The sequence below is a fragment of the Pseudomonas sp. zfem004 genome (genome assembly GCF_032621715.1).
Lineage (GTDB): Bacteria > Pseudomonadota > Gammaproteobacteria > Pseudomonadales > Pseudomonadaceae > Aquipseudomonas > Aquipseudomonas sichuanensis.
The window spans coordinates 154914-179055 of the sequence record NZ_JAVYJF010000008.1; the positions used below are offsets into that span (position 1 = coordinate 154914).

23 protein-coding genes and 1 pseudogene are annotated in these 24142 nt (G+C 65.1%); 10 read left to right on the forward strand and 14 right to left on the reverse strand.

Going from position 1 to position 24142, the window contains the following annotated elements:
• Positions 1–4: 4 nt before the first annotated feature.
• The 8 genes from paaB to paaF all read right to left on the reverse strand — a co-directional run bounded on the left by paaB (position 5) and on the right by paaF (position 7731).
• Positions 5–286: a 1,2-phenylacetyl-CoA epoxidase subunit PaaB gene (gene paaB, locus RTH46_RS11365; protein ID WP_023631078.1), complete on the reverse strand. Its 282-nt coding sequence runs from the start codon at positions 284–286 to the stop codon at positions 5–7.
• A 26-nt stretch (positions 287–312) separates the two neighbouring features.
• Positions 313–1302: a 1,2-phenylacetyl-CoA epoxidase subunit PaaA gene (gene paaA, locus RTH46_RS11370; RefSeq protein ID WP_279847134.1), complete on the reverse strand. Its 990-nt coding sequence runs from the start codon at positions 1300–1302 to the stop codon at positions 313–315.
• A 240-nt stretch (positions 1303–1542) separates the two neighbouring features.
• Positions 1543–2862, reverse strand: coding sequence for a phenylacetate--CoA ligase PaaK (gene paaK, locus RTH46_RS11375; RefSeq protein WP_316905718.1), 1320 nt, complete (start codon positions 2860–2862; stop codon positions 1543–1545).
• A gap of 93 nt (positions 2863–2955) precedes the next feature.
• Positions 2956–4176: a 3-oxoadipyl-CoA thiolase gene (gene pcaF / locus RTH46_RS11380; protein ID WP_316905719.1), complete on the reverse strand. Its 1221-nt coding sequence runs from the start codon at positions 4174–4176 to the stop codon at positions 2956–2958.
• The gene (gene paaI, locus RTH46_RS11385) at positions 4169–4618 is read right to left on the reverse strand and encodes a hydroxyphenylacetyl-CoA thioesterase PaaI (RefSeq protein WP_316905720.1); all 450 of its coding nucleotides are present in this window, start codon (positions 4616–4618) and stop codon (positions 4169–4171) included. Before paaI ends, pcaF begins: the two co-directional genes overlap by 8 nt.
• A complete protein-coding gene (gene paaH, locus RTH46_RS11390) occupies positions 4611–6128 on the reverse strand; it encodes a 3-hydroxyacyl-CoA dehydrogenase PaaH (RefSeq protein WP_316905721.1) in 1518 nt (505 codons plus the stop codon). The genes paaI and paaH overlap by 8 nt, the downstream gene beginning before the upstream one ends.
• Before the next feature lie 2 nt (positions 6129–6130).
• Positions 6131–6925: a 2-(1,2-epoxy-1,2-dihydrophenyl)acetyl-CoA isomerase PaaG gene (paaG, locus tag RTH46_RS11395; RefSeq protein ID WP_153785051.1), complete on the reverse strand. Its 795-nt coding sequence runs from the start codon at positions 6923–6925 to the stop codon at positions 6131–6133.
• Positions 6926–6957: 32 nt separating this feature from the next.
• Positions 6958–7731, reverse strand: a complete 774-nt coding sequence (gene paaF, locus RTH46_RS11400; protein WP_153785050.1) for a 2,3-dehydroadipyl-CoA hydratase PaaF — start codon at positions 7729–7731, stop codon at positions 6958–6960.
• A gap of 343 nt (positions 7732–8074) precedes the next feature.
• On the opposite strand from paaF, the gene paaY reads away from it, so the two are divergent.
• The gene (gene paaY / locus RTH46_RS11405) at positions 8075–8674 is read left to right on the forward strand and encodes a phenylacetic acid degradation protein PaaY (RefSeq protein WP_316905722.1); all 600 of its coding nucleotides are present in this window, start codon (positions 8075–8077) and stop codon (positions 8672–8674) included.
• Between the two features lie 59 nt (positions 8675–8733).
• Positions 8734–9657, forward strand: a complete 924-nt coding sequence (gene paaX, locus RTH46_RS11410) for a phenylacetic acid degradation operon negative regulatory protein PaaX (RefSeq protein ID WP_153785048.1) — start codon at positions 8734–8736, stop codon at positions 9655–9657.
• Between the two features lie 35 nt (positions 9658–9692).
• Here paaX and RTH46_RS11415 read toward each other — a convergent pair whose 3' ends face one another.
• Complete coding sequence (locus tag RTH46_RS11415; protein WP_316905723.1) at positions 9693–10190, reverse strand: DUF4019 domain-containing protein; 498 nt, start codon at positions 10188–10190, stop codon at positions 9693–9695.
• A 200-nt stretch (positions 10191–10390) separates the two neighbouring features.
• Here RTH46_RS11415 and RTH46_RS11420 point away from each other — a divergent pair, with 200 nt between their 5' ends.
• The 4 genes from RTH46_RS11420 to RTH46_RS11435 all read left to right on the forward strand — a co-directional run bounded on the left by RTH46_RS11420 (position 10391) and on the right by RTH46_RS11435 (position 13802).
• Positions 10391–11401 carry an aldo/keto reductase gene (locus tag RTH46_RS11420; RefSeq protein ID WP_316905724.1) on the forward strand — a complete coding sequence of 337 codons (1011 nt, stop codon included), beginning with the start codon at positions 10391–10393 and terminating at the stop codon, positions 11399–11401.
• 72 nt (positions 11402–11473) lie between these two features.
• Positions 11474–11884 (forward strand): SRPBCC family protein, encoded by a 411-nt coding sequence (locus tag RTH46_RS11425; RefSeq protein ID WP_153785045.1) that lies wholly within the window; start codon positions 11474–11476, stop codon positions 11882–11884.
• A 93-nt stretch (positions 11885–11977) separates the two neighbouring features.
• A complete protein-coding gene (locus RTH46_RS11430; protein WP_153785044.1) occupies positions 11978–12874 on the forward strand; it encodes a LysR family transcriptional regulator in 897 nt (298 codons plus the stop codon).
• A gap of 7 nt (positions 12875–12881) precedes the next feature.
• Positions 12882–13802, forward strand: a complete 921-nt coding sequence (locus RTH46_RS11435; RefSeq protein ID WP_153785043.1) for a LysR family transcriptional regulator — start codon at positions 12882–12884, stop codon at positions 13800–13802.
• Positions 13803–13836: 34 nt separating this feature from the next.
• Here the strand turns inward: RTH46_RS11435 and RTH46_RS11440 are convergent, their stop codons facing one another.
• A complete protein-coding gene (locus RTH46_RS11440; protein WP_153785042.1) occupies positions 13837–15138 on the reverse strand; it encodes an MFS transporter in 1302 nt (433 codons plus the stop codon).
• 280 nt (positions 15139–15418) lie between these two features.
• Here RTH46_RS11440 and RTH46_RS11445 point away from each other — a divergent pair, with 280 nt between their 5' ends.
• The 4 genes and pseudogenes from RTH46_RS11445 to RTH46_RS11460 all read left to right on the forward strand — a co-directional run bounded on the left by RTH46_RS11445 (position 15419) and on the right by RTH46_RS11460 (position 19424).
• Positions 15419–16582: an iron-containing alcohol dehydrogenase gene (locus tag RTH46_RS11445; RefSeq protein WP_316905725.1), complete on the forward strand. Its 1164-nt coding sequence runs from the start codon at positions 15419–15421 to the stop codon at positions 16580–16582.
• A 56-nt stretch (positions 16583–16638) separates the two neighbouring features.
• A complete protein-coding gene (locus RTH46_RS11450; RefSeq protein WP_125858593.1) occupies positions 16639–16953 on the forward strand; it encodes an NIPSNAP family protein in 315 nt (104 codons plus the stop codon).
• A 27-nt stretch (positions 16954–16980) separates the two neighbouring features.
• Positions 16981–18556 (forward strand): annotated as a pseudogene (locus RTH46_RS11455) (aldehyde dehydrogenase (NADP(+))).
• An 82-nt stretch (positions 18557–18638) separates the two neighbouring features.
• Positions 18639–19424: an SDR family oxidoreductase gene (locus tag RTH46_RS11460; RefSeq protein WP_316905726.1), complete on the forward strand. Its 786-nt coding sequence runs from the start codon at positions 18639–18641 to the stop codon at positions 19422–19424.
• Positions 19425–19587: 163 nt separating this feature from the next.
• Here RTH46_RS11460 and RTH46_RS11465 read toward each other — a convergent pair whose 3' ends face one another.
• The 4 genes from RTH46_RS11465 to RTH46_RS11480 all read right to left on the reverse strand — a co-directional run bounded on the left by RTH46_RS11465 (position 19588) and on the right by RTH46_RS11480 (position 23816).
• On the reverse strand, positions 19588–20385 hold the full coding sequence (locus tag RTH46_RS11465) for an SDR family NAD(P)-dependent oxidoreductase (protein ID WP_316905727.1): 798 nt from the start codon (positions 20383–20385) through the stop codon (positions 19588–19590).
• A gap of 85 nt (positions 20386–20470) precedes the next feature.
• On the reverse strand, positions 20471–21382 hold the full coding sequence (locus RTH46_RS11470) for a LysR family transcriptional regulator (RefSeq protein ID WP_316905728.1): 912 nt from the start codon (positions 21380–21382) through the stop codon (positions 20471–20473).
• 76 nt (positions 21383–21458) lie between these two features.
• Complete coding sequence (locus tag RTH46_RS11475) at positions 21459–22631, reverse strand: MFS transporter (protein WP_316905729.1); 1173 nt, start codon at positions 22629–22631, stop codon at positions 21459–21461.
• A 246-nt stretch (positions 22632–22877) separates the two neighbouring features.
• Complete coding sequence (locus RTH46_RS11480; RefSeq protein WP_316905730.1) at positions 22878–23816, reverse strand: cyclase family protein; 939 nt, start codon at positions 23814–23816, stop codon at positions 22878–22880.
• Between the last annotated feature and the right edge of the window lie 326 nt (positions 23817–24142).

The window sequence follows — 24142 nt, forward strand, 5'->3', positions numbered from 1 at the left end:
GGCCTCACATGTGTCCGACTTCGGCGGGCAGCTCATAGAAGCTGGCGTGGCGGTAGACCTTGTCGTCCGCCGGGGCGAACAGCGGGTCTTTCTCGTCGGGCGAGGAGGCGGTGATCAACGCCGAGGGCACTACCCACAGGCTCACGCCCTCGCTGCGGCGGGTGTACAGCTCGCGGGCGTTCTCGATGGCCATGGCGGCGTCGGCGGCATGCACGCTGCCGACATGCTTGTGGTTGAGGCCGTGCTTGCTGCGCACGAATACTTCGTAGAGGGTCCAGTCAGACATGCTCGATCTCCGCATCGATGGCCGCTTCAGGCGGCGTTCTTGTTCTGTTGTTTGCGTGCGTAGGCCACGGCGGCCTCGCGTACCCAGGCGCCGTCTTCGATGGCCTTGCGGCGGGTGGCGACGCGTTCCTGGTTGCACGGGCCGTTGCCCTTGATCACTTCGTAGAACTCGTCCCACTGGATCTCGCCGAAGTCGTAGTGACCGCGCTCGGCGTTCCACTTGAGCTCAGGGTCGGGGGCGGTGCAGCCGAGCAGCTCCAGCTGCGGCACGGTCTGGTCGATGAAGCGCTGGCGCAGTTCGTCGTTGGTCTGGCGCTTGATCTTCCAGGCCATCGACTGGGCGCTGTTGGGCGAGTGTTCGTCGCTGGGGCCGAACATCATCAGCGCTGGCCACCACAGGCGGTTGATGGCGTCCTGGACCATGTCCTTCTGGGCCTGGGTGCCGTGGCGCATCATGGTCAGCAGCAGCTCGTAGCCCTGGCGCTGGTGGAAGCTCTCTTCCTTGCAGATGCGCACCATGGCGCGGGAGTAGGGGCCGTAGGAGGTGCGCTGCAGCACCACCTGGTTGACGATCGCGGCGCCATCCACCAGCCAGCCCACTGCGCCCATGTCGGCCCAGCTGAGGGTGGGGTAGTTGAAGATGCTCGAGTACTTGGCCTTGCCGCTGTGCAGCTTGGCGATTTCTTCGTCGCGGTCGGCACCGAGGGTTTCCATGGCGCTGTACAGGTACAGGCCGTGGCCGGCTTCGTCCTGGATCTTGGCCATCAGTTGCAGCTTGCGCTTGAGGCTGGGAGCACGGGTGACCCAGTTGCCCTCGGGCAGCATGCCGACGATCTCTGAGTGGGCGTGCTGGGAGATCTGGCGGATGAGGGTCTGGCGGTAGGCGTCGGGCATCCAGTTCTTGGCTTCGATCTTGATCTCGGCGTCGATCTTTTCCTGGAAGGCGCGCTCTTCGGGCGACATCTCTTCCAGCGACTTGAGGCGTTTGACGCCGGTTTCTACGAGCTGTGCGTACATGTTCGGGCTCCCGGTGGTGGGCGGCTTGGGGCGTGGGGTATTTATAAGCGATACAAAACACAACATCAAACAGTATTTGATGTATCAAATAAGATTTGTGTATCGCATTGAGGCCCGATCGCGGGGCAAACCCGCTCCCACGCCACTGTCTCAGCGTGGGAGCGGGCTTGCCCCGCGATGGCGTTGTCATGGGCGAAAAAAAGCCCCGGACCATGCCGGGGCTCGATGGGCAGCTGCGAATCAGCCAGCCAAACGCTTGTCGTACACGTGGCAAGCCTTGCCTTCGGAACGCTTCAGCGCCCCGCACGGCTGCAGGTGCACTTGCGTGCTGATGCCGATATAGGTCTTGATCTGCTTCGCCAGCTCACCCACCACCTGCTTGCGCTGGCCTTCATCCAGGTACTGGCTGTCAGCGCGCAACTCCACATGCACCTCGACGCTGTCGAGATTGCCATTGCGATACAGATGAATCTCATATAGCTCTGAAAGTTGTTTGATTTTCAGAACCTGCTCTTCGATCTGCGTGGGGAACACGTTCACCCCGCGGATGATCAGCATGTCGTCGCTGCGCCCGGTGATCTTGCCGATGCGCCGCATCGGCCGGGCGGTGCCGGGCAGCAGGCGGGTGAGGTCGCGGGTGCGGTAGCGCACCATGGGCAACGCCTCCTTGCTCAGCGAGGTGAACACCAATTCGCCGAGCTGGCCGTCCGGCAGTACGGCGCCGGTCACCGGGTCGATGATCTCGGGGTAGAAGTGGTCTTCCCAGATGGTCGGGCCGTCCTTGGTCTCGATGCACTCCATGGCTACGCCAGGGCCCATGATTTCCGACAGGCCATAGATGTCCAGGGCGTCGATGCCCAGGCGCTGCTCGATGGAGCGGCGCAGCTCGTCGGTCCAGGGCTCGGCACCGAAGATGCCCAGGCGCAGCTTGAGGTCGTCGGGGGCAATGCCTTGGCGCTCGATCTCGTCGGCCAGGTTGAGCATGTACGACGGCGTGACCATGATGATGTCGGGCTGGAAGTCGCGGATCAGCTGCACCTGCTTTTCGGTCTGGCCGCCCGACATGGGGATCACCGTGCAGCCCAGGCGCTCGGCGCCGTAGTGGGCGCCGAGGCCGCCGGTGAACAGGCCATAGCCGTAGGAGACATGCACCTTGTCGCCCTTGCGCCCGCCGGCGGCGCGGATCGAGCGCGCCACCACGTTGGCCCAGGTGTCGATGTCGTTCTGGGTGTAGCCGACCACGGTCGGCTTGCCGGTGGTGCCGCTGGAGGCGTGCAGGCGCACCACCTGGTCCTGGGGCACGGCGAACATGCCGTAGGGGTAGTTGTCGCGCAGGTCGTTCTTGCCGGTGAAGGGGAACTTGGCCAGATCGTCCAGTGTGTGCAGGTCGTCCGGGTGGGCGCCGCAGGCGTCGAAACGCTGGCGGTATAGAGGAACGTTCTGGTAGGCGTGCAGCAGGCTCCAGCGCAGGCGCTCCAGCTGGTGCTGGCGCAGCGCGTCGAGGCTGGCGGTTTCCATCGGGTCGAGCAGGGCGCGTTCGGCTTTGGCGTAGTGGTTCATGGTCTCACTCGAATTGTTCTTGTCGTGGGCCGGGGCCCTGAGTGTCATGGGGGCAGCATACTGCCCGCGTTGCATTGCGTCTCTGGCGGCTGATCAGAGGCGCTCGATCACCAGGGCGATGCCTTGGCCTACGCCGATGCACATGGTGCACAGGGCGTAGCGGCCGCCGGTCTTTTCAAGCTGGTGCAAGGCGGTGGTGACCAGGCGTGCACCGCTCATGCCCAGCGGGTGGCCCAGGGCGATGGCGCCGCCGTTGGGGTTGACCCGTGGTTCGTCGTCGGCCAGGCCCAGTTCGCGCAGCACGGCCAGGCCCTGAGCGGCGAAGGCTTCGTTGAGTTCGATGACGTCCATGTCGGCCAGCGCCAGGCCGGTCAGCTCCAGCACCTTGTGGGTCGCCGGTACCGGGCCGATGCCCATGATGCGGGGTTCGACCCCGGCCACCGCCAAGCCCAGCACCCGGCCGCGGGCCTTGAGCTTGTGCCGGCGCGCGGCCTCGGGGCTGGCCAGCAGCAGGGCGCAGGCGCCGTCGTTGACCCCGGAGGCATTGCCGGCGGTGACGCTGCCGCCCTCGCGGAACGGCGTACCCAGGCGCGCCAGCTGCTCAAGGGTGGTGTCGCCACGGGGGTGCTCGTCGTGCTCGATGCATTTGGCCGGGCCTTTGCGCTGGGGGATCTCGACTGGCACGATCTCCTGGGCCAGGCGCCCACTGGCCTGGGCCGCGGCGGCCTTGTGCTGGCTGCGCAGGGCAAAGGCGTCCTGGTCGGCGCGGCTGATGCCGAACTGCTCGGCAACGTTCTCGGCGGTTTCGGGCATCGAGTCGATGCCGTATTGCGCTTGCATCAGTTTGTTGACGAAGCGCCAGCCGATGGTGGTGTCGTACAGCTCGGCGCTGCGGCCAAAGGCCTGCTCGGACTTGCCCATCACGAACGGCGCACGCGACATCGATTCAACCCCGCCGGCCAGCATCAGCCCGGCTTCGCCGCAACGCAGGGCGCGGGCGGCACTGCCGATGGCGTCCAGGCCCGAGCCGCACAGGCGGTTGAGGGTGGTGCCGGGCACGCCGATCGGTAACCCGGCCAGCAGGCCGGCCATGCGCGCGACGTTGCGGTTGTCCTCGCCGGCCTGGTTGGCGCAGCCGAGGATCACATCGTCGACCTGGCTCCAATCCAGTTCAGGGTGGCGCGCCATCAGCGCCTTGATCGGTACCGCGGCCAGGTCATCTGGGCGCACGCCGGACAGGGCGCCGCCGTAGCGGCCAATCGGGGTGCGCACCGCGTCGATGATCAGTGCATGGGGCTGGAGGCTGTCAGTCATGGGTGTTCTCCGGTGCCAGCACGCTGCCGCGCACCCTGTAGGATTTGCCGTGGAACAGGGCGATCAGCTCGCCATGCTGGTTTTCGATGCGCACGTCGTAGTTGCCGGTGCGGCCTTTGCGGCTCAGCTCGGTCGCGCTGGCGACGAGTTGGTCGCCACGTTTGGCCGGCGCGATGTAGTCGATGCCGCAACCCAGGGCCACGGTGGCTTCGTCATGGCTGTTGCAGGCGAAGGCAAAGGCCGAGTCGGCCAGGGCAAACAGAAAGCCGCCATGGCAGGTGCCGTGGCCCTGGATCATGTCGGCGCGCACGGTCATGGTCAGCCGAGCGCTGCCGGGGCCCGCGTCGAGCAGTTCGATGCCCAGGCCTTGGCTGGCCGCGTCGCGAGCGAACATGGCCTCGGCGCAGGCACGCGCCAGGGCTTGGGGAGAGTGATCAGACATGCAGGCGGCCTCCTTCGGCGTGGGTGCGGCGCAGCAGCAGGGAAGGGCGGTAGCGTTCCTCGCCGTAGCTGCGCTGCAGGTTGTCGAGCACGCGCAGGGTGTAGCCGACACCGAGGCTGTCGGCCCAGGCCAGCGGGCCACGGGGGTAATTGACCCCGGCGCGCATGGCCAGGTCGATGTCTTGCGGCGTGCCAACCCCTTGCAATACAGCGTCGGCAGCTTCGTTGGCGAGCATGGCGACGGTGCGCAGCACCACCAGGCCGGGCAGGTCGGCAACGGCGCTGACCTCGAGCCCGGTGCTGCGCAGCAAGGCAATCGCCTGCTCGCGTGCCTCGGCTGTGCAGTTGGCGGCGTGGCTGATGGCAAGGCGGGTAGCGCTGGCATAGTCCAGGGCCAGATCGAGCAGGACCAGGTTGCTCAGGCCGTCCTCGCGGGCACGCTGGCTGGCCAGGCGGCCGTCGGAAAGCGCTAGGGTGGCGTCGCCGACCCGCAGCAAGCCTGTGCCTGCGCGTTCGGTGACGCTGATGCCGGCGGCGCGTAGACGGTCAACCAGGGATCGCAGTACGCCGAGGTCACCTTCTACAGCGCAGCAGGCCACGCTCGCCTGGCTGGCAAGGGTGAGCGGTTGTGGCCTTTGTGCGCCCTCGGCATAGCTGTAGAAGCCCTGGCCGGACTTGCGTCCCAGGCGCCCGGCATCCACCAGCGCCTTCTGCACCAGCGACGGCTGGAAACGGAAATCGCCATAGAAGGCCTCGAACACCGAACAGGTCACGGCGTAGTTGACGTCATGCCCGATCAGGTCGGTGAGCTCGAAAGCGCCCATGCGAAAACCGCCGGCCTCACGCAGCAGGGCGTCGAGTGTGGCGCAATCGGCGGCGCCTTCCTGCAGCAGGCGCAGGCTTTCGGCATAAAAAGGGCGCGCTACACGGTTGACGATGAAGCCCGGCGTAGACTGCGTGTGCACCGGCTGCTTGCCCCAGGCCTTGGCCGTTTCGTACAAGGCGGCTGCTACGACGGGGTCGGTGGCCAGGCCCGAGACGATCTCCACCAGGGCCATCAACGGCGCTGGGTTGAAGAAGTGCATACCGATCACTTGGTGGGGGCGCTTCAGGCCGGCGGCCAGGCTGGTGATCGACAGCGACGAGGTGTTGCTGGCGAGGATGCAGTCCTCGTTGCACAAGGCTTCGAGCTGGCGCAGCAGCGCCTGCTTGATAGAGAGGTTTTCGACGATGGCTTCGATTACCAGACGAGCGTTCGCCAGTGCATCGAGGGTTTCCACCGGCTGCAGACGGGCGCTGATGGCATCGCGCTCGGCGGCTGCCAACTTGCCTTTTTCCACCAGGCGACCGAGTTGCCGGTCGATCCCTTCGACCGCCTGTGCAGCGGCGCCTGGGCGGTTGTCGTAGAGGCGAACCGGATGGCCAGCCTGGGCAGCTACCTGGGCAATCCCGGCACCCATGGCGCCGGCACCGATTACCGCCACTAGCGCATTGCTGTCGAGTGCACGCATGTTCAACGCCCCTTGAACGCGGGTGCGCGCTTGTTCATGAAGGCGCTGACGCCTTCGCGGTAGTCCTCGCTGCGCCCGGCCAGCCGCTGCAGGTCGCGCTCCAGCTCGAGCTGTTGGTCGAAACGGTTGTCGTAGCTCTGGTTCAGTGCGCGCTTGATCAGGGCCAGGCCGTAGGTGGGCTGGGTCGCCAGCTGGCGGGCCAGGGTCAGGGCCTCGTCGCGCAGGGCGGCATCGTCGACCACGCGGTAGATCAGGCCCCACTGTTCGGCCTGTTCGGCGCTCAGGCGTTCACCGAGCAATGCCAATGCCTTGGCCCGGGCCATGCCGATCAGACGCGGCAGCAGCCAGGTACCGCCGGAGTCGGGTACCAGGCCGATCTTGCAGAACGCTTGGATGAAACTGGCCGAACGTGCTGCCAGCACCAGGTCGCAGGCCAGTGGGAGGTTGGCGCCAGCGCCGGCGGCCACGCCATTGACGGCACAGATCACCGGTAGCGGCAGGTCGCGCAGGCTGCGCACCAAGGGGTTGTAGAACTTTTCGATGGACTCGCCCAGGTCGGGCATTTCGGCGCCGGGGGCGACATTGCGATCGGACAGGTCCTGGCCTGCGCAGAAACCGCGGCCTTCCCCGGTCAGCAGCAGCACCCGGGCGTGTTCGCTCTGGCGCACTTGCTTGAGGGCTTCGCGCACTTCCAGGTGCATGGCGCCGTTGAAACTGTTCAGTTGCTCGGGCCGGTTGAGGCTGAGCAGGGCGACGCCGTCGTCGTCGATGGAAAACAGGATGTGCTGGAAAGGCATGCTCAAAGCGCTCCGTCGGTGGAGGGGAGGGGTCACTGGCCGAGGAAGCGGGCCGGGCGTTTTTCCTGGAAGGCGCGGATGCCTTCATTGCGGTCGGCAGTGCCGGCCAGCAGGGTGAAAGCGTGGCGCTCGAAGCGCAGGCCGGTTGCCAGGTCGGTGTCCTGGGCCTTGAGCAGCGCCTCCTTGGCCAGGCGCACGGCCAGCGGCGCCTTGGCGGCGATGACGCGGGCCACCTGCAGGGCGCGCTCGACCGCAAGCTCCGGCTCGGTGACTTCGCTGACCAGGCCGGCCTGCAAGGCATGGCGGGCGTCGATGGCCTCGCCGCTGAGGACCATCTGCATGGCCAGCGGCTTGCCCACCGCGCGCAGCAGGCGCTGGGTGCCGCCGGCGCCGGGGATGACGCCGAGGTTGATTTCGGGTTGGCCGAAGCGTGCATCGCTACCGGCAATGACGATATCGGCGCACATCACCAGTTCGCAGCCGCCGCCCAGGGCGTAGCCATTTACCGCGGCAATCAGCGGCTTGGCGAAGGCGGCGATGCGTTGCCAGTGGGAGACGCGAGGGTCGTTGAGGATGCCGACCAGGTCGCGCTCGGCCATTTCGTTGATATCAGCGCCGGCGGCGAAGGCCTTGCGGCTGCCGGTGATGATCACGGCACGGGTGTGTTCGTCGCGCTCGGCGGCTTCGAGTTCGGCGGCCAGCTCGGCCAGCAGCTCGGTGCTCAAGGCGTTGAGGGCTTGCGGGCGATGCAGGGTAAGCAGACGGACGCCGTCCACTGGGGGCTGCACAACGAGGTTGCTTGGCATGGTGGTACCTCAGGCTGCACGTTCGGCGCCAGCTGGAGCTGGCTTTTCTTGGAGTTGTTGGCGGTGCCGGGGCAAGTATAGGTGCAATGCGATACCGATTTGTAACACATAAATTGATTGTTTGTATCTCAATTTGTTCTTGCTCTCACTGCTAGCATGCATCGCTGGCGAGCCGGTACAGCAGTAGAAAAGGCTTTCAAATTAGCGAGCAAGCCCTTTCAGACGCTGCTTCATCGGCAATGAGTCGTCGCTCTCAAAGCGATACACGCCTGGATAAATTGACTTGTGCATTTGAAGTGATACAAGATCGCCCTGTCATCTGAATCACATTGAGAAGCAACCTATGCCCAGCTACCGCCTCGACGGCCTGACCCCTGTGGTTCACCCCAGTGCCTATGTCCACCCCAGCGCAGTCCTGATCGGTGACGTGATCGTCGGCCCTGATTGCTATGTAGGCCCACTGGCCTCGTTGCGCGGTGACTTCGGGCGTATCGTCCTGGAGCAGGGCGCCAACCTGCAGGACACCTGCGTGATGCATGGTTTCCCCGGGGGCGACACGGTGGTGGAGCGCAATGGGCACGTCGGCCACGGCGCGGTGTTGCACGGTTGCCGGGTGGGCGAGGATGCCTTGGTGGGTATGAATGCGGTGGTGATGGATGGGGCGCATATCGCGCCGCGCTGCATCGTCGCCGCCACGGCCTTCGTCAAGGCCGGCTTCCAGTGCCCGGAACAGAGCCTGGTAGTGGGGGCGCCGGCCGAGGTCAAGCGCCCGCTCAGTGATCAGGAGCTGGCCTGGAAGCAACGCGGCACTGCCCAATACCACGCCCTGACCCAACGTTGCATGGCATCGATGGTGGAGTGCCCGCCATTGAGCGAAGCCGAGGCGCAGCGCCCGCGCATGGGGGATTCAGGCTTCCGGCCCAAGGCCGAGGGCGGCGCATGAACCTTGCACGGCCACGGCAGGCAGGTATAGTCGAGGCTTTAGCCGCGCCGCGTTCCCTCATGAGCAGCCTTGCCCCCCTGAATCACCTGATCACCCGCTTCCAGGAGCAGACGCCGATTCGCGCCAGCTCGCTGATCATCACGCTCTATGGCGATGCCATCGAACCCCATGGCGGCACGGTCTGGCTGGGTAGCCTGATCAACCTGCTGGAACCGATGGGCATCAATGAGCGGCTGATCCGTACCTCGATCTTTCGCCTGACCAAGGAAGGCTGGCTGACTGCCGAGAAGGTGGGGCGGCGCAGCTACTACAGCCTGACCGGCACCGGCCGGCGGCGTTTCGAGAAAGCCTTCAAGCGTGTCTACAGCGCCAACCTGCCGGCCTGGAACGGCGCCTGGACGCTGGTGCTGCTGTCGCAGCTCGATGCCGCCAAGCGCAAAGCCGTGCGCGAAGAGCTGGAGTGGCAGGGTTTCGGCGCCATGGGCCCGAACCTGCTGGGCTGCCCACGCAGCGACCGTGCCGACCTTGCGGCGACACTGCGCGAGTTGGACGCCGAGGATGACAGCATCGTGTTCGAGACCCACGCCCAGGAAGTGCTGGCCTCCAAGGCCCTGCGTGCCCAGGTGCGCGAGAGCTGGAACATCGATGAGCTAGGGCAGCACTACAGCGAGTTCATTCGCTTGTTCCGCCCTTTGTGGCAGGCGATGAAAGAGCTGGATGCACCCGATGCAGCAGACTGCTTCCTGGCCCGCACCTTGCTCATCCACGAGTACCGCCGCCTGCTGCTGCGTGATCCGCAACTGCCAGATGAGTTGTTGCCGGGCGACTGGGAAGGCCGAGCGGCTCGGCAGCTCTGCCGTAACCTGTATCGGCTGGTGCAGGGCAGGGCAGAGGAATACCTTGCCACTGCGCTGGAGACCGCGGACGGGCCGCTGCCGGATGCCAACAGCAGTTACTACCAGAGGTTCGGTGGGTTGAGCTGACTACACGCGTCGGCTTTGCATTGGCGGTCGGCCAATTAAAAAAGCCGAACCGCTGCGGAAACCTCGACGGCTTTGCTGATGTTGTAGCCGACGACGCGCCATTGATCAGCTTCCTCGCTGAGCAGCACGGCCTCGGTGACGGTCATGTTGGCAAAGGTTGAATGAGTCTGGACGGCCGCGTAATGGCCAGGCGGCGCAGCCGGCAGTTGTTTGGTGAACGCCACCTGGAAATGCTCACGCTGCTGCAGTTCACCAAGCCCCATGCGCAAACCGCTGATGCCTTTGACCCAGTTTGGCTCGGTCGTCGCTGCCTTGAGTACAGAGCCTGCCGACGCCCAGGTCATGTCGGCTCTTCCCGCGTCCAGCAACAGCAGGAACTCGTTCGCCGTATCCGCTATCTGTTTCTGCTGTTGCGCAGAGCCAGGCTGGGAGAGCACTACCGCCGACGTATTGGTCGCGGGCGCGTTGGTATTGATGGAAACGTCACAGCCTGCGAGCAACAGCAAACCGACCAGTAAAACACCATGCTTCATGCAAAAGCCTCGAGAGTAGAGGGGTCAGCGGGCTATTAAACCGAAAAGTGGGCGGATTGGACAGCCGCAAGGCCCTGCACAACACATTGCTCAAAAGGTCTGAAGTCTGTCGAATTATGACTTGGACGATCTTGGTAGGGGCGCAATAGGATTGCCGCCATCGGAGTTCATAACCAACTCCCCTTATCAGGAATGAACAGATGAACCTCAAATCCCTTATCGCCAACCCACTGGGCTTCGGCACAGCGCCCCTGGGCAACATGTTCCGCAATGTGCCAGAGGCCGAGGTACAAGCCACCGTCGACGCCGCCTGGAACAACGGCGTGCGCTACTTCGACACTGCGCCGTTCTACGGTGCCGGCCTCTCCGAATCGCGCCTGGGCAACGCCCTGGTCGGTCGTCCGCGCGACGAATACGTGCTCAGCACCAAGGTCGGCCGGATCATCCTCGACGAACTGGAAGACCCTACCAGCCGTGAACTGGGCGAGAAGAGCGGCCTGTTCGAACACGGCAACCGCAACCGCATCGTCAACGACTACAGCGCCGACGCTACCCTGCGCTCCATCGAGGACAGCCTGCGTCGCCTGAAGACCGACCGCCTGGACATCGTCTGGATCCACGACATCGCCCAGGACTTCTATGGTGACGAGTGGCTGGAGTGTTTCGAAACCGCACGCAAAGGGGCCTTCCGGGTCCTCACCCGCCTGCGTGAAGAAGGCGTGATCAAGGCGTGGGGCCTGGGCGTGAACCGGGTCGAGCCGATCGAACTGACCCTCGACCTGGACGAACCGCGCCCCGATGGCTTCCTGCTCGCCGGCCGTTACTCGCTGCTGGACCACGACCGCGCTCTGCAACGTGTCATGCCGCAAGCCGTGGAGCAGGGCGTTGGCATCGTCGTCGGCGGCCCATACAGCTCTGGCGTCACTGCCGGTGGCGAGCACTTCGAATACCAGAAGGCCACCCAGCCGGTGCTGGAGAAGCTCGAGCGTATCCGTGCGGTCGCCCGTGCCCATGGTGTCGACGTCAAGGCCGCCGCCTTGCAATTCGCCCTGGCCCACCCGGCCGTGGTCGCAGCGATCCCGGGCTCGACCCGTCCACTGCACGCCAACGAAGACCATGCAGCCCTGAGCGCTGTCATCCCCAGCGCGTTCTGGAGCGACCTGCGTCAACAAGGCTTGATCAACGCCCTGGCGCCTATTCCAAGCGTTTGAACTGACTTTGCGGGGCCGCGTCGCGGCCCTGTCCTTACCGCATCATCGGGGTTGAACCCCAGGAGAAACATCATGGCTACTGCACAATCGTCCATCGACCTTGACATCAATGCCGACCGTGTCTGGCAACTGATCGGCGGCTTCGACTCGCTGCCCGACTGGCTGCCGTTCATTCCACAAAGCGCCCTGAGTGAAGGCGGCCGCGTACGCACGCTCCAGAGCATCGGCGGCGACACCATCATCGAGCGCCTGCTGGACTTCAATGAAGCCGGGCGCAGCTACAGCTACACCATCCTTCAAGGCCCGGCGCCGGTTCGCGACTACCAGTCGACCCTGCGTGTGGTGTCGGCAGGCCAGGGGTCCCGGGTGGAATGGTCCGGCTCGTTTGTGCCGGTCGGTATCAGCGATGCCGAAGCGAGCGCGATGTTCGCCACCATCTACCAGGATGGCCTGGCGGCGCTGAAGCAGGCACTGCAAGGTTGATGGTCGACCTGGGGCCGCAAGGCGGCCCCAGGCCTCAGTTGCCGTGTTTCATTGCGCCGTTAACCACGGCCTTGCTCATTTGCGAAGACTTGTATGCTGGACTTCAGACAACTGCGTTATTTCGTCGCCGTGGCTGAGTTGGAACACGTGGGCAAGGCGGCAGAACAACTGCACATTTCCCAGTCGCCGCTCAGCCGGCAAATTGCCCAGCTCGAAGAACGCCTGGGCCTGCAGCTGTTCGAACGCAGCCAGCAACGGCTGCGCATTACCTCCGACGGCCGCACTTTCCTGCATGAGGCCAAGGCCCTGCTCAAACACGCCGAACGCCTCGAGTCGCTCGGCCGCCGACTGGGCCGGGGCGAGACGGGCGGGCTGTGCATCGGCTACGTCAGCCACGCCATCCATGCCGGGGTGTTACCCAAGGCGTTGCGCCGGGTTCGTGAGGAGCGGCCGGGCATCCATATCGCCCTGTACAACCTGACGGCTCAAGAGCAATTCGAGGGGTTGCGCCAGCGCAGCCTCGATATCGCGCTGGTGTGCGAGCCGATACCGGCGGAGGATCCGGAGCTGCTGGCAACACCGGTATTCAAAGACCCGCTCCATCTCGCGCTACCCTTTGGCCACCCACTGGCCGACAAGGCGCGGATCGAGCCTGCCGATCTTCACGAGCAGGACTGGATCATGGTCGACGGGCACGCTACCCCCAACCGTCGCGAGCGTTTCATGGCCCGTTGCGTGGAGGCAGGCTTTACCCCGCAGACCCGCCTGGAGGCCGCCGAACCACTGAGTGCGCTGGGGCTGGTGTCTGCGGGATTGGGGCTGGCGCTGATACAGCAAAGCATCGGCGCTGACAGCAACCCTGACGTGGTCCTGCGCGAGTTGCCGTGGTTAGGGCAAAGTATCGGCCTCTGGGCCGCCTGGCACCGTGTTGACCTGCGACCGATTGTGGGCGACTTTCGTCAGATCGTATTGGCTGGCGCAGCGTACTAAGGACTCTATGATTCCCTCCCTGGACAGTATTTTCGCCCGACTGCGTTTGCGTCAGTTGCGCCTGCTTATCGAGCTTGATCGCTGCGGCTCACTGCACAAGGCCGCCGAGGCCATGGCCATTTCCCAACCCGGTGCGACCAAGGCATTGCGCGAGGTCGAGGAGATCCTCGGCGTGCCGTTGTTCGTGCGCCAGCCCAGCGGCCTGGTGGCCAACGACGCCGGGCGCTGCGTGGTGCGCTATGCGCGGTTGATCCACAGCGACCTGGGGCATTTGCGCGATGAGATGCTGGGCATCGTCCAGGGGCAGGGCGGGCACCTGGCGGTGGGCAGCATCATGGGGGCCATGCCGATGCTGGTGGGGGCGCTGGGGCGGTTGCGGCGCAAGCAGGCGCAGTTGTCGGTGGAAATCGCCGAGAACACCAGCGCCAACCTGCTCGAACAACTGGACGAAGGGCGCCTGGACCTGGCGATCTGCCGCCCCGGCGTCGGGCGTAATACCGCTGACTACGTGTTCATGGAATTGGCGCAGGAGCCGCTGGCGGTGGTGGCCCATCCGCAGCACCCGTTGGCCAGTGCGCCGGCCCTGGCGATCGGCGACCTGAGCCACTACCGGTGGATCGTCTACCCCGCCAACATGCCCATGCGCCAGGCCCTGGAGCGCGAGTTGAGCGAGGCGGGCGTGGAGGTGCCGCGCTATCCGCTGGAGACGTCGTCCACCTTCGCAACCTTCATGTTGCTGGAGGAAGACCCGACCCTGGTGGCGGTGATTCCCAGCGCGGTGGCGGCCTTCGCCGAACAGCGTGGCCTGCTGGTGTCGCTTGCGGTGCGCTTGCGGGCGTTGAGCGAGCCGTTCGGGGTGGTACATCGGGTCGGCTCGCCACTGTCCCATGCGGCGCAGCTGCTGGTCGAAGAGTTGCTCACGCCCTGAATGCACAGGGACCGCCAAGCGGCCCCAGGCACCGTCAGAACTGCCGTTCGCGGTAGTCGATCAGGCTCGAGAACAGGGCAATCAGCAGCGCCGCGACCACGAAGAAGATCAAGGCGAAGAAGTACTCGCCGGTGAACTGCACGATCAGGCCGATTGCGATCGGCACCAACACGCCCGCCATGTTGCCGCAGAAGTTCATGGTCCCGCCCAGCACGCCGGTGCGCGAAGGGCCGCCGATGATCGCCGGCAGGCACCAGTACATGCCGCACCAACGGATGAAGAACATCGCCACGCACAGCAGGGTGATCACCGGGCCCGTGCTGGCGACGAAGGCCGCCGCGAGGATGCACGCCGCCGCGACCAGTGCCGAGCCGCTGAACATCGAGCGCATCACCAGGTTCGGCGAGGCGCCGCTGGCACGCCACTTGTCACCGATCCAGCCGCCGACCAGCTCACCGATGAAACCGCACATGAAGATCAAAAAGGTCGCCCCGCCCATCGCCGAGATGTCCAGGCCGTGGGCCTTGTGCAGGTAGCTGGGCATCCAGGTCAGCAGGCCGTAGAACACCGCGAGGATGCAGCTGTAGCCGGCGAACATGGCGAAGATCGAGCGGTCCTTGAGCAGCACGCGCAGGGGAATGCTGGCCCTGGCGGCGGCATGGGCGCTGGCGTTGCCTTCGGTGATGTGGCGCAGCTCGGCTTCGTTGACCCCTGGGTGTTCGCTGGGGTGGTTGCGGATGTACTTCCAGGCCAGGATGCCGGCCAGGATGGTGCCCACCCCGGCGACCACGAAGGCCAGGCGCCAGGAGCCGAGCCAGGCGATCAGCCCGGAGATGAGAATCGCGCCCAGGGCGCTGCCCAGCGGTGCACCGCCATCGACCAGCACCGCGCCACGGCCGCGCTCGTTTGGGGTGAGCCAGGAGCCGTTGAGCTTGGCGCCTGCGGGCATGATCGGCGATTCGGCCACACCCAGGCCGATACGCGTGAACAGCAGCACCAGCCAGTGATGCGAGGCTGCGCCCAAGGCCTGGAAGGCGCCCCAGGCGATGGTCGCGGCGCCGATGATGCCACGGGTGTGGAAACGGTCCAGCAACAGGCCACCAGGGATCTGCATCAGTGCATACGACCAGAAGAACGCGCTGAGCATCAGCCCCTCCATGGCCGGTGTCAGGTCGAACTCCGGCGCGATCAGCGGCAGGGCCACCGACAGCGAGGCGCGGTCGATGTAGTTGATCGCGGTAAGCAGCAACAGGATCAGGAAGATGCGCCAGCGCACCGTGGTCATGGGAGCGTTGGCGTCCAGCGCCAGGGCAGCCGGGGAGGAGGTCGTCTTCATCGCAGTGCTCGTTCTTGTGATTATCGGGAGGCACATCGTCCGCACCCTGTGCAGAGGCCGTGTGCGCCCCGATTGTTGGAGCCGCTGGCAAGCCTTCGGTAATGAAAAGAGCTGATCCAGGGATAACGCCTGCTTATCGATAAGCGTTGGTTATCCCCGGATCAGCTCTTTTCATTATCCGGCGCGTCTGCAGCGCCCCTAGATTGCCCAGGCACGGCTCGCCGCGACTCACGGCGGGTTCAACAAGAACAACGCGGCTCCACGTGCCTGAGGATCTTCCATGAGCAACTTCCAGTTCCATTTCCCCACCATCACCCAGTGCGGCGAAGGCTTGGCCAACCAGGCCGGCGCGCTGCTCAAGCCCCATTTCCAGGGGGCCTTGCTGGTGGTGACCGACCAGGGCCTGATCGACGCAGGCATCCTGGGCGGCTTCTTCGCTTCCCTGGAGCAGGCCGGCATCGACTACCACCTGTTCTCGGCGGTGCAAGCCAACCCCAGCACCGACGTCCTCGACGCTGCCGTGCTCCTGTTGCGTGAGCACGATTGCAAGGCGGTGATCGGCGTGGGTGGCGGCAGCAGCATCGACACCGCCAAGGGCGTTGCGGCGATGGCCAGCAACCCGGGCAGCATCCTGGACTACGAAGGTTATGACCGGCTGGTCAACCCGCCGCTGCCGATCTTCGCCATCCCGACCACCGCCGGCACCGGCAGCGAGTGCACCGCCTCGACGGTGTTCACCAACAAGCAGACGCTGTTCAAGACCGTCATCATCAGCCCGCAGCTGTTCCCGCGCCTGGCCATCCTGGACCCTGCACTGACCCTGAACCTGCCGGCTTCGATCACCGCCGCCACCGGCATGGACGCATTGACCCACGCCATCGAGTCCTACGTATCGCGCCAGGCCAACCCGATCAGCCAGGCCATGGCCTTGCAGGCGATCCGCATGATCGCGGGCAGCCTGCAGAAGTGCTACTTCGTCGGCGCCGACATGGCCGCCCGGGAGCAGATGCTGCTGGGTTCGTTCCTGGCCGGCGTGGCGTTCTCCCAGTCCAAGCTGGGCAATGTGCACGCCATCTCCCACACCTTTGGTGGCGTGTTCAACATCCCCCATGGCATCGCCAACGCGGCGCTGCTGCCCTATGTGATCAAGTTCAACCTGCCGGCCTGCCCGGAGCGCATGCGTGATATCGCCATCGCCATGGGCGCCGACGTCACCGGCCTGAGCCTGGAGCAGGCGGCGGCCTGCACGGTGGAGCGCGTGGTGGCGCTGAACCGTGCCATCGGGATCCCCGCCACCATCCGTGAGCTGGGCGTGGACCTGGAGTTCCTGCCGCAGATGGTCAGCGACTCCATGCGCAGCGGCAATGTGCGGGTCAACCCGCGCCTGACCACGGCCCGCGATGTCGAGCAACTGATCACCGACGCCTACCACGGCAACCTCTGAACCCCATTACCCAACGCGTGCCCGGCGCGGGCACGCCTGCCCAGGAGTCCCTGTTCATGTTCTATGAAATGCGTACCTACACCCTGCACATCGGCAAGATGAAGGAGTACCTGGAACACTTCGAGAAAGAAGGCCTGCCGGTGATCTCGCGCTACGCGACGCTGGTTGGCTGGTGGTACACCGAGATCGGCGAGCTCAACCAGGTGGTGCACATCTGGGCCTACGAGAGCCTGGATGACCGCATCCGTCGCCGAGCCGCGCTCTACGAGGACCGCGACTGGCTCGAGCGCTTCATCCCCAAGGCCTTCCCCATGCTGATCCGCATGGAGTCCAAACTGCTGATGCCGGCGGCGTTCTCGCCGATCAAGTGACCCTGTTTTCTTGCGAGCGTATTTTTCATGTCCGACGGATACAACTACATCGGCGGGCGCCGCAGCGGCCTGGGCGCGGTGTTGCTGAGCAGCATCGATGCCCACAGCGGCGAGCGCCTGCCCGGGTTCTTCTACCAGGCCACCGACGCGGAAGTGGAGGCCGCAGCTCAGGCGGCGGCCACGGCTTACCCTGTTTATCGCGCCCTGGCGCCGCAGCGCCGGGCGTGCTTCCTGGAGGCCATCGCCGACGAACTGGACGCCCTGGGGAGTGACTTCATCGCCTTGGTCGGGCGCGAAACCGCCTTGCCGGCACCGCGTATCAAAGGTGAGCGCGGGCGCACCAGCGGGCAGTTGCGGTTGTTTGCTCAGGTACTGCGCCGGGGCGATTACCTGGGGGCGCGCATCGACCGCGCCTTGCCCCAGCGCCAGCCGCTGCCGCGCCTGGACCTGCGTCAGTGCCGTCTGGGCATAGGCCCGGTGGCGGTGTTCGGCGCCAGCAATTTCCCGCTGGCGTTCTCCACCGCCGGCGGTGACACCGCCGCAGCACTGGCCGCGGGCTGCCCGGTGGTGGTCAAGGCCCACAGCGGCCACATGGCCACGGCCCAGCAGGTGGCCGACGCCATCGAGCGTGCGGCCCGTCATACGCAGATGCCGGCGGGGGTGTTCAACATGATCTTCGGCAGTGGTGTGGGCGAGCGCCTGGTGCGCCATCCGGCGATCCAGGCTGTGGGTTTCACCGGCTCGCTGAAGGGCGGCCGAGCCTTGTGCGACCTGGCGGCGGCGCGCCCCCAGCCGATACCGGTGTTTGCCGAAATGAGCAGCATCAACCCGGTGCTGGTCCTGCCCGAGGCGCTGCTTCGGCGGGGTGAGGCCATCGCCCGCGAGCTGAGTGCGTCGGTCGTGCAAGGGGCAGGGCAGTTCTGCACCAACCCTGGCCTGGTGATTGGCCTGCGCTCGCCCGAATTCAGCGCGTTCGTCGAGGCCTTGCGCCTGCACTTGGACGACCAGCCGGCGCAGACCATGCTCAACCGCGGCCACCCTGGCCAGCTACACGGCAGGCTTGCGCGCCCTGGCAGCGCACCCACAGGTTCAGCGTTTGAGTGCCGCCTGCCATGACGGCGCTCAGGCTTCGGCGCAACTGTTCAAGGCCGATGTGCAGTTGTTGCTCGAAGGTGACGAGCTGTTGCAGGAGGAGGTGTTCGGCCCGGCCACCGTGGTGGTGGAAGCAGCTGACCGTGAGGAACTGCACCGGGCCCTGGCCGGGCTGCGGGGGCAACTGACCGCCACCTTGATCGGTGAGCCGGCTGAACTCCTCGAGGCCGGCGACCTGCTGGCACGGCTGGAGGAGAAGGTCGGACGGGTGCTGGTCAACGGTTACCCGACCGGGGTCGAGGTCTGCGATGCCATGGTTCATGGTGGCCCGTACCCGGCCACCTCGGATGCACGCGGCACTTCGGTGGGTACCCTGGCCATCGACCGTTTCCTGCGGCCGGTGTGCTACCAGAACCTGCCCGACGCACTGCTGCCCGATGCACTGAAGAATGCCAACCCGCTGGGTATCAACCGCCTGGTGGATGGAGTGTTCAGCCGCGACCCGCTGTAGCACCATCGGGGCAATTTCACTGGCCCTGTCCTTATGCCAGGGCCGGTGACCTCTGTGCGATTCATTCACTAAGGAGCCGATCATGGATCTAGGTATCAAAGGCCGCTGGGCGATCGTCTGCGCCGCCAGCCAAGGGCTGGGCAAAGGCTGCGCCGAGGCCCTGGCGGGCGAAGGCGTCAACCTGGTGATCAATGCGCGTACCGCCGCTACCCTGGAGCAGACTGCTGCCGAGCTGCGTAGCCGGTTCCCGGCAATCGAGGTGGCCACGGTCGTCGGTGACGTGGCCGAGCCTGCGGTCCGCCAGGCCCTGCTCAGCGCCTGCCCGCACGTCGATATCCTGGTCAACAATGCTGGCGGCCCGCCGCCAGGGGATTTCCGTGACTGGGGCCGGGATGACTGGTTCAAGGCGCTGGACGCCAACATGCTCACGCCGATCGAACTGATCAAGGCCGTGGTGGACGGCATGGCCGAACGTGGCTTTGGCCGGGTGGTGAACATCACCTCCGGTGCGGTCAAGGCGCCGATCGACATCCTGGGCCTGTCCAATGGCGCACGTAGCGGCCTGACCGGCTTCATCGCCGGGCTTGCCCGCCAGCAGCGCCTGGCCGGGCGCAATGTGACCTTGAACAACTTGCTGCCAGGCGCGTTCGACACGGCACGCCTGCACAAGACCCTGCAGGCAGCGAGCCAGGCCAGCGGTGACCTGCAGGCGACGACCCAGGCACGCCGCCAGGCGATCCCGGCGGCGCGGTTCGGCAATGCCGAGGAGTTCGGAGCCTATTGTGCGTTCCTCTGCAGTGCCCATGGGGGCTATATCACCGGGCAGAACCTGCTGATCGATGGCGGGGCCTATCCAGGGACCTTCTGAGCAACATTGTCAATGAGCTGCAGACCGTCCAGGCCGGCGTTCGGGGTCCAGCCCCAGGCTCGATGGGTGTTGTGCATAGGGAGTCCTCGTGAAAGTAGCAGGGCAGGGTAGCCATCAATGACAAAGGGCCGCTTGGCGGCCCTTGTGTTCAGGCAAGCTGGATTCAGATTGCGAGGCTGTCGACCACACCGCCGTCGACCCGCAGGGCCGCACCAGTGGTGGCGGAGGAGTAAGGGGACGCGAGGTAGACCACCAGGTGGGCGACTTCGTCGACCTCGGCGGCGCGCTGGATGATCGAGCTGGGGCGGGCGCTGCGCACGAAATGGTCAGCCTCTTCGCGGATGCTGCGGCCGGAGGCCTTGGCAGCCTCGGCCACCAGGTTGGCGACGCCGTCGGTCAGGGTCGGCCCCGGCAATACTGCGTTGACGGTGACGCCGGTGCCTGCCAGACGCTTGGCCAGACCGTGAGAAACAGCGAGGTTGGCGCTCTTGGTCACGCCGTAGTTGATCATGTCGGCGGGGATGGCGATGCCCGATTCGGAGGAGATGAACAGGATCCTCCCCCAGCCTTTTTCCACCATCCCCGGGGCGTAGTGGCGAGCCAGGCGCACGCCGGACAGCACGTTGGTTTCGTAGAAACGGCTCCACTCGCTGTCGGCCACCTCGAAGAAGTCGACATCGTCGTAGATGCCCAGGTTGTTCACCAGGATGTCGGCCTTGGGGTGGGCGGCGAACAGGGTTTCGGCACCAGCGGCGGTGCCCAGGTCGGCGACGACGCCCTGTACCTGGCCACGCCCGCCCTGGGCGCGCAGTTCGGCCAGGGCGGCATCCACCGATTTCTGGCTGCGGCCGGCGATGACGACGTCGGCATGGGCCCGGGCCAGGCCGCGGGCGATGGCCAGGCCAATACCGCCGGTCGAGCCGCTGATGATGGCGGTGCGTCCGCCGAGGTCGATGTTCATGGAATGGCTCCTGTGGTTGAGTTGCATCGATGAGGCCATGCTAGTGAGGCGCTAAAAGACTGTAAAAGACAGAGTTCGACTGGGTTCAGACCTTTTCGGTCTGGTCCGCCAGCGCCAACACCTGCGCGCGGAAAACCGCCACGATCGGCCGCAGGTCCACCTGGTGCCAGGCCGCCCACAGCCGCACGCAGGGCCTGAACCAGTCCAGCTGGCGCAACACCACGGTAGGGCCCGCGCTGGCCGTCAGGCTGCTCTGCACCATGGCCAGGCCCAGCCCTGCGGACACCAGTCCGAGCACGCTCAGCGGGTCGGTCGCCTCCAGCGACAGGCGTGGAGTGAACCCGGCATCGGCGCAGCGGGCGATGAAGTCATCGCGCTTGTTGACCTGGTCGGGCTGGCCGCCGGTGATGATCCACTCTTGTTCATGCAGGTCGGCGGGGGTGAGTTCGGCCTGGGTCGCCAGCGGATGCTCGGCGGGGATCGCCAGCAGCATGGGGTCGTCCAGTACGGGTCGGGCAAGCAGGTCGGGATCGTTGTCGGGCGCGGGCTCGCAGACCAGGGCGATGTCCAGGCTGCGTTGACGCAGGCCTTCGAACTGCTCGCCGGGTGTCATGTTGTAGAGGGCGATATGGATCTGCGGACGATCGCTACGGATGGCCCGCACCGCGCCGGGCAACACGCCGGCATGGATGGCGTGGTTGACGTAGCCGATGCACAGGCCGCCTTCCTCGCCGCGGCCCAGGCGCTTGCCCAGCGACTCCAGGCGTTCGGCGTGCTTGAGCAGGCCACGGGCTTCGGCCAGGAAGGTGCGCCCGTCAGTGGTCAGGAACAGCCGTTGGTTGCGTCGTTCGAACAGGGCCAGGCCGAGGTGGTCCTCGAGCTGGGCGATCTGCCGGCTCAGCGGGGATTGGGAAATGTGCAGCTGCTCCGCCGCGCGGCCGACGTTTTCACATTCGGCGACGGCGACGAAGTAGCGCAACTGACGCAGATCTTGCATCGGACCTCCAGGGGACTGCCCCACGTTTTACGAGGGCGGTCCCGAACTGGCCAGCCTCAGTGCACCTCAGGTGATGCTACGCAGCCTCGCCGATGGCGTTGGCAGTGGCCTTGCCGCGCCCGCCAAGCCATACCAGCAACAGCCCGCCGGCTGCCAGCAGGCCACCGGCTACCGGTATTGCAGCATAGCCAAGGTCCAGGCTGATGACGCCGCCACCCAGCGCCGCGCCCACCGCGTTGCCGAGGTTGAACGCGCCGACGTTGATCGAAGATGCAAGGCCCGGGGCCTCGGCAGCGGCGATCATCACGCGCATCTGCAGTGGCGGCACCACGGCGAAGGTGAACACGCCCCATACCAGCAGGGCCAGGGCGGCGCCGAGGTGGCTGCCCAGTACCAGCGGCATCAGCACCATGATCAAGGCCAGGACACCGAGGAAGATCCGTGCCGAGCCGTCCAGCGACCAGTCGGCCAGGCGACCGCCCAGGCTGTTGCCGATGGTGAAACCCACGCCGATCAGCACAAGGCCAAGGGTGACGAAGCTGTCCGAGGCGCCAGTCAGTTCGGCCAGCACGGGGGCTACGTAGGTGTACAGGGTAAACATCGCACCGGCGCCGAGCACGGTGGTGGCCATGGCCAGCAGCACCTTTGGCCGGGCGATCACGGCCAGTTCGCGGCGTACATCGGGCACGCTGCCACGCTCGCCCTTGGGCAGGGCATACCACAAGGCGGCCATGGCGAGGATGCCGAGCAGCGCGGTGCCGGCGAAGGCCAGGCGCCAGCCGACCTGCTGGCCGATCCAGGTGGCGGCGGGCACGCCACCGATGTTGGCGATGGTCAGGCCCATGAACATGGTGGCGATGGCGCTGGCCTGTTTCTCACGTGGCACCACGCTGGCAGCCACCACCGCACCCAGGCCGAAGAAGGCACCATGGTTGAGGCTGGTGATCAGGCGCGAGGCGAGCAGGGTGCCGTAGCTCGGCGCCAGGGCCGAGAGCAAGTTGCCCAGGGTGAAGATGGCCATCAGCGCGATCAGTGCACCGCGCTTGCCGAAGCGGCTGAACAGCAGGGTCATGACCGGGGCGCCGAGCATCACGCCAATGGCATAGGCCGTCACCAGCATGCCGGCGCTGGGGATGCTGACATCCATGCCTTCGGCAATCACCGGCAGCAGGCCCATGGGGGTGAACTCGGTAGTGCCGATGCCGAAGGCGCCGATGGCCAGGGCGGTCAAGACGTGCCCGGGTTTCATTGTGCGGACTCCTGCGCGGCGAAGGTGGGGAATGGGGTCTGATCATGCAGGCTCATTGGGTGGCCTCCGATTGGTGTTGTGAGCGATGCGGGAACGGATCGCTTGGTGGGCGCAGTATCGCCATCTTGTGCGGGTGGATTAAGTCATGACTGCGTCAATGACTTTTGACTCGAAATCACGGATCAACAGAGGGAAAGCCCGCAGCTAGAGTATTCGCAGCGGGCAGGGGACTGGTTGGTAGAGCGGTCAGTGAATGGCAACCGGATTGATGTTGACTTGCGTGGAGCCAACATAGAGCGGTTGGCCGAGCACAAACAGGAACTCCCAGACCTTGTCGTGCACCAATGCACGGCTGTCGATAAGTTCCAGGTTGTAGATACCGCGCTTGGCGAGCATGTATTGGTTGACCGGGAACTCGTCCTTGCCATGGGGATTCGGATAAACCTCCGAGGCCCAGGTGTCGCCGCCGAACGCGACGATGCCCTGGTCTGCAAGCCATTGCGCCGCTTGCATGCCGATGCCGGGTTCCACTTCCAGGAACTGCTTGTTGTCCTTGCCGATCAATTCCAGCCAACCGGTGTTGAACAGCACCACATCGCCTTTGCGCAGGGTCAGGCCTTGCTGCTTCAACACCGCCTGGATGTCGGCCACGCTGAACTCGGTGCCACCGGGTACGATGGCCTTGTTGTAATGAGCGGTCATGTCCAGCACCACGCCACGGGTCACTATCGGCGGCACTTTCTCGACCCCGAGCCTGGTGACGCCATCGACAGTCACGAAGTCGGCCGCTTTGTTGCCGTTGTAGTACACATTATCGATGCCGATATGGCCAATCCCGTTGAGCTGGGTGCCAACGCCTGTCCAGGCGTTTACCAGTTCGTCGTTGAAGGTGAACTTGTTCGGCCCCAGCGACTTGCCGGCCTGCTGCCCGACCTGCACGTTGTACAGGCGGAAACTACGATGGCGGAATGCAGGAAGGTTGTTGTCCACGGGTACGGCCAACGGATAGGTCTTGCCCGTCTTGACCAGGCCGACCGCCTGTTTGACCACATCCGGGGTCAACAAGTTGGCAGCGCCGATTTCATCGTTCGGGCCGTAGGCCGACGGGTACCAATCGGCTGCAGAGGCGGCCTGCATGGCAAGCGGCAGCAAGGCCGCCAGGGCGAATTTTGAAAAGGTTTTCATCGTGGTTCTCCAGTTGACGAAGGCCGTCAAGGCAAGTGCGAACAGCGCAAGGGGATGATGCGGTCCAGTGGTCTGAGCAATGGCTCGCAGTTTGCGGCGTTTAAAATTGCGAATTAAGCCCTGTACAAGCCAAATTCATTTGACTTGAATTCAAGAATGGAAATTACACCAGAGGAGAAGTTTCAGGCGGTAGTTGCCGGCAGAGTATGTTGCCAGGGGGAGGGCAGGAGAGAAGTCCAGATGCCTTAAGTATCAAATTAGATAATTCTGTATATGTTCATATCGAGCACTGACTTCGCAGCCACCTAATCAATGCAGTCAATAAT

Coding starts and splice junctions, on each gene's coding strand:
- RTH46_RS11430 (WP_153785044.1), top strand. CDS start 11,978: ATGCTGGACTTCAGACAACTGCGTTATTTCGTCGCCGTGGCTGAGTTG.
- paaX (WP_153785048.1), top strand. CDS start 8,734: ATGAGCAGCCTTGCCCCCCTGAATCACCTGATCACCCGCTTCCAGGAG.
- RTH46_RS11450 (WP_125858593.1), top strand. CDS start 16,639: ATGTTCTATGAAATGCGTACCTACACCCTGCACATCGGCAAGATGAAG.
- RTH46_RS11465 (WP_316905727.1), bottom strand. CDS start 20,385: ATGAACATCGACCTCGGCGGACGCACCGCCATCATCAGCGGCTCGACC.
- paaY (WP_316905722.1), top strand. CDS start 8,075: ATGCCCAGCTACCGCCTCGACGGCCTGACCCCTGTGGTTCACCCCAGT.
- RTH46_RS11415 (WP_316905723.1), bottom strand. CDS start 10,190: ATGAAGCATGGTGTTTTACTGGTCGGTTTGCTGTTGCTCGCAGGCTGT.
- paaK (WP_316905718.1), bottom strand. CDS start 2,862: ATGAACCACTACGCCAAAGCCGAACGCGCCCTGCTCGACCCGATGGAA.
- RTH46_RS11460 (WP_316905726.1), top strand. CDS start 18,639: ATGGATCTAGGTATCAAAGGCCGCTGGGCGATCGTCTGCGCCGCCAGC.
- RTH46_RS11470 (WP_316905728.1), bottom strand. CDS start 21,382: ATGCAAGATCTGCGTCAGTTGCGCTACTTCGTCGCCGTCGCCGAATGT.
- RTH46_RS11445 (WP_316905725.1), top strand. CDS start 15,419: ATGAGCAACTTCCAGTTCCATTTCCCCACCATCACCCAGTGCGGCGAA.
- pcaF (WP_316905719.1), bottom strand. CDS start 4,176: ATGACTGACAGCCTCCAGCCCCATGCACTGATCATCGACGCGGTGCGC.
- RTH46_RS11420 (WP_316905724.1), top strand. CDS start 10,391: ATGAACCTCAAATCCCTTATCGCCAACCCACTGGGCTTCGGCACAGCG.
- RTH46_RS11475 (WP_316905729.1), bottom strand. CDS start 22,631: ATGAAACCCGGGCACGTCTTGACCGCCCTGGCCATCGGCGCCTTCGGC.
- RTH46_RS11435 (WP_153785043.1), top strand. CDS start 12,882: ATGATTCCCTCCCTGGACAGTATTTTCGCCCGACTGCGTTTGCGTCAG.
- paaB (WP_023631078.1), bottom strand. CDS start 286: ATGTCTGACTGGACCCTCTACGAAGTATTCGTGCGCAGCAAGCACGGC.
- paaF (WP_153785050.1), bottom strand. CDS start 7,731: ATGCCAAGCAACCTCGTTGTGCAGCCCCCAGTGGACGGCGTCCGTCTG.
- paaA (WP_279847134.1), bottom strand. CDS start 1,302: ATGTACGCACAGCTCGTAGAAACCGGCGTCAAACGCCTCAAGTCGCTG.
- paaI (WP_316905720.1), bottom strand. CDS start 4,618: ATGTCTGATCACTCTCCCCAAGCCCTGGCGCGTGCCTGCGCCGAGGCC.
- paaG (WP_153785051.1), bottom strand. CDS start 6,925: ATGCCTTTCCAGCACATCCTGTTTTCCATCGACGACGACGGCGTCGCC.
- paaH (WP_316905721.1), bottom strand. CDS start 6,128: ATGCGTGCACTCGACAGCAATGCGCTAGTGGCGGTAATCGGTGCCGGC.
- RTH46_RS11480 (WP_316905730.1), bottom strand. CDS start 23,816: ATGAAAACCTTTTCAAAATTCGCCCTGGCGGCCTTGCTGCCGCTTGCC.
- RTH46_RS11425 (WP_153785045.1), top strand. CDS start 11,474: ATGGCTACTGCACAATCGTCCATCGACCTTGACATCAATGCCGACCGT.
- RTH46_RS11440 (WP_153785042.1), bottom strand. CDS start 15,138: ATGAAGACGACCTCCTCCCCGGCTGCCCTGGCGCTGGACGCCAACGCT.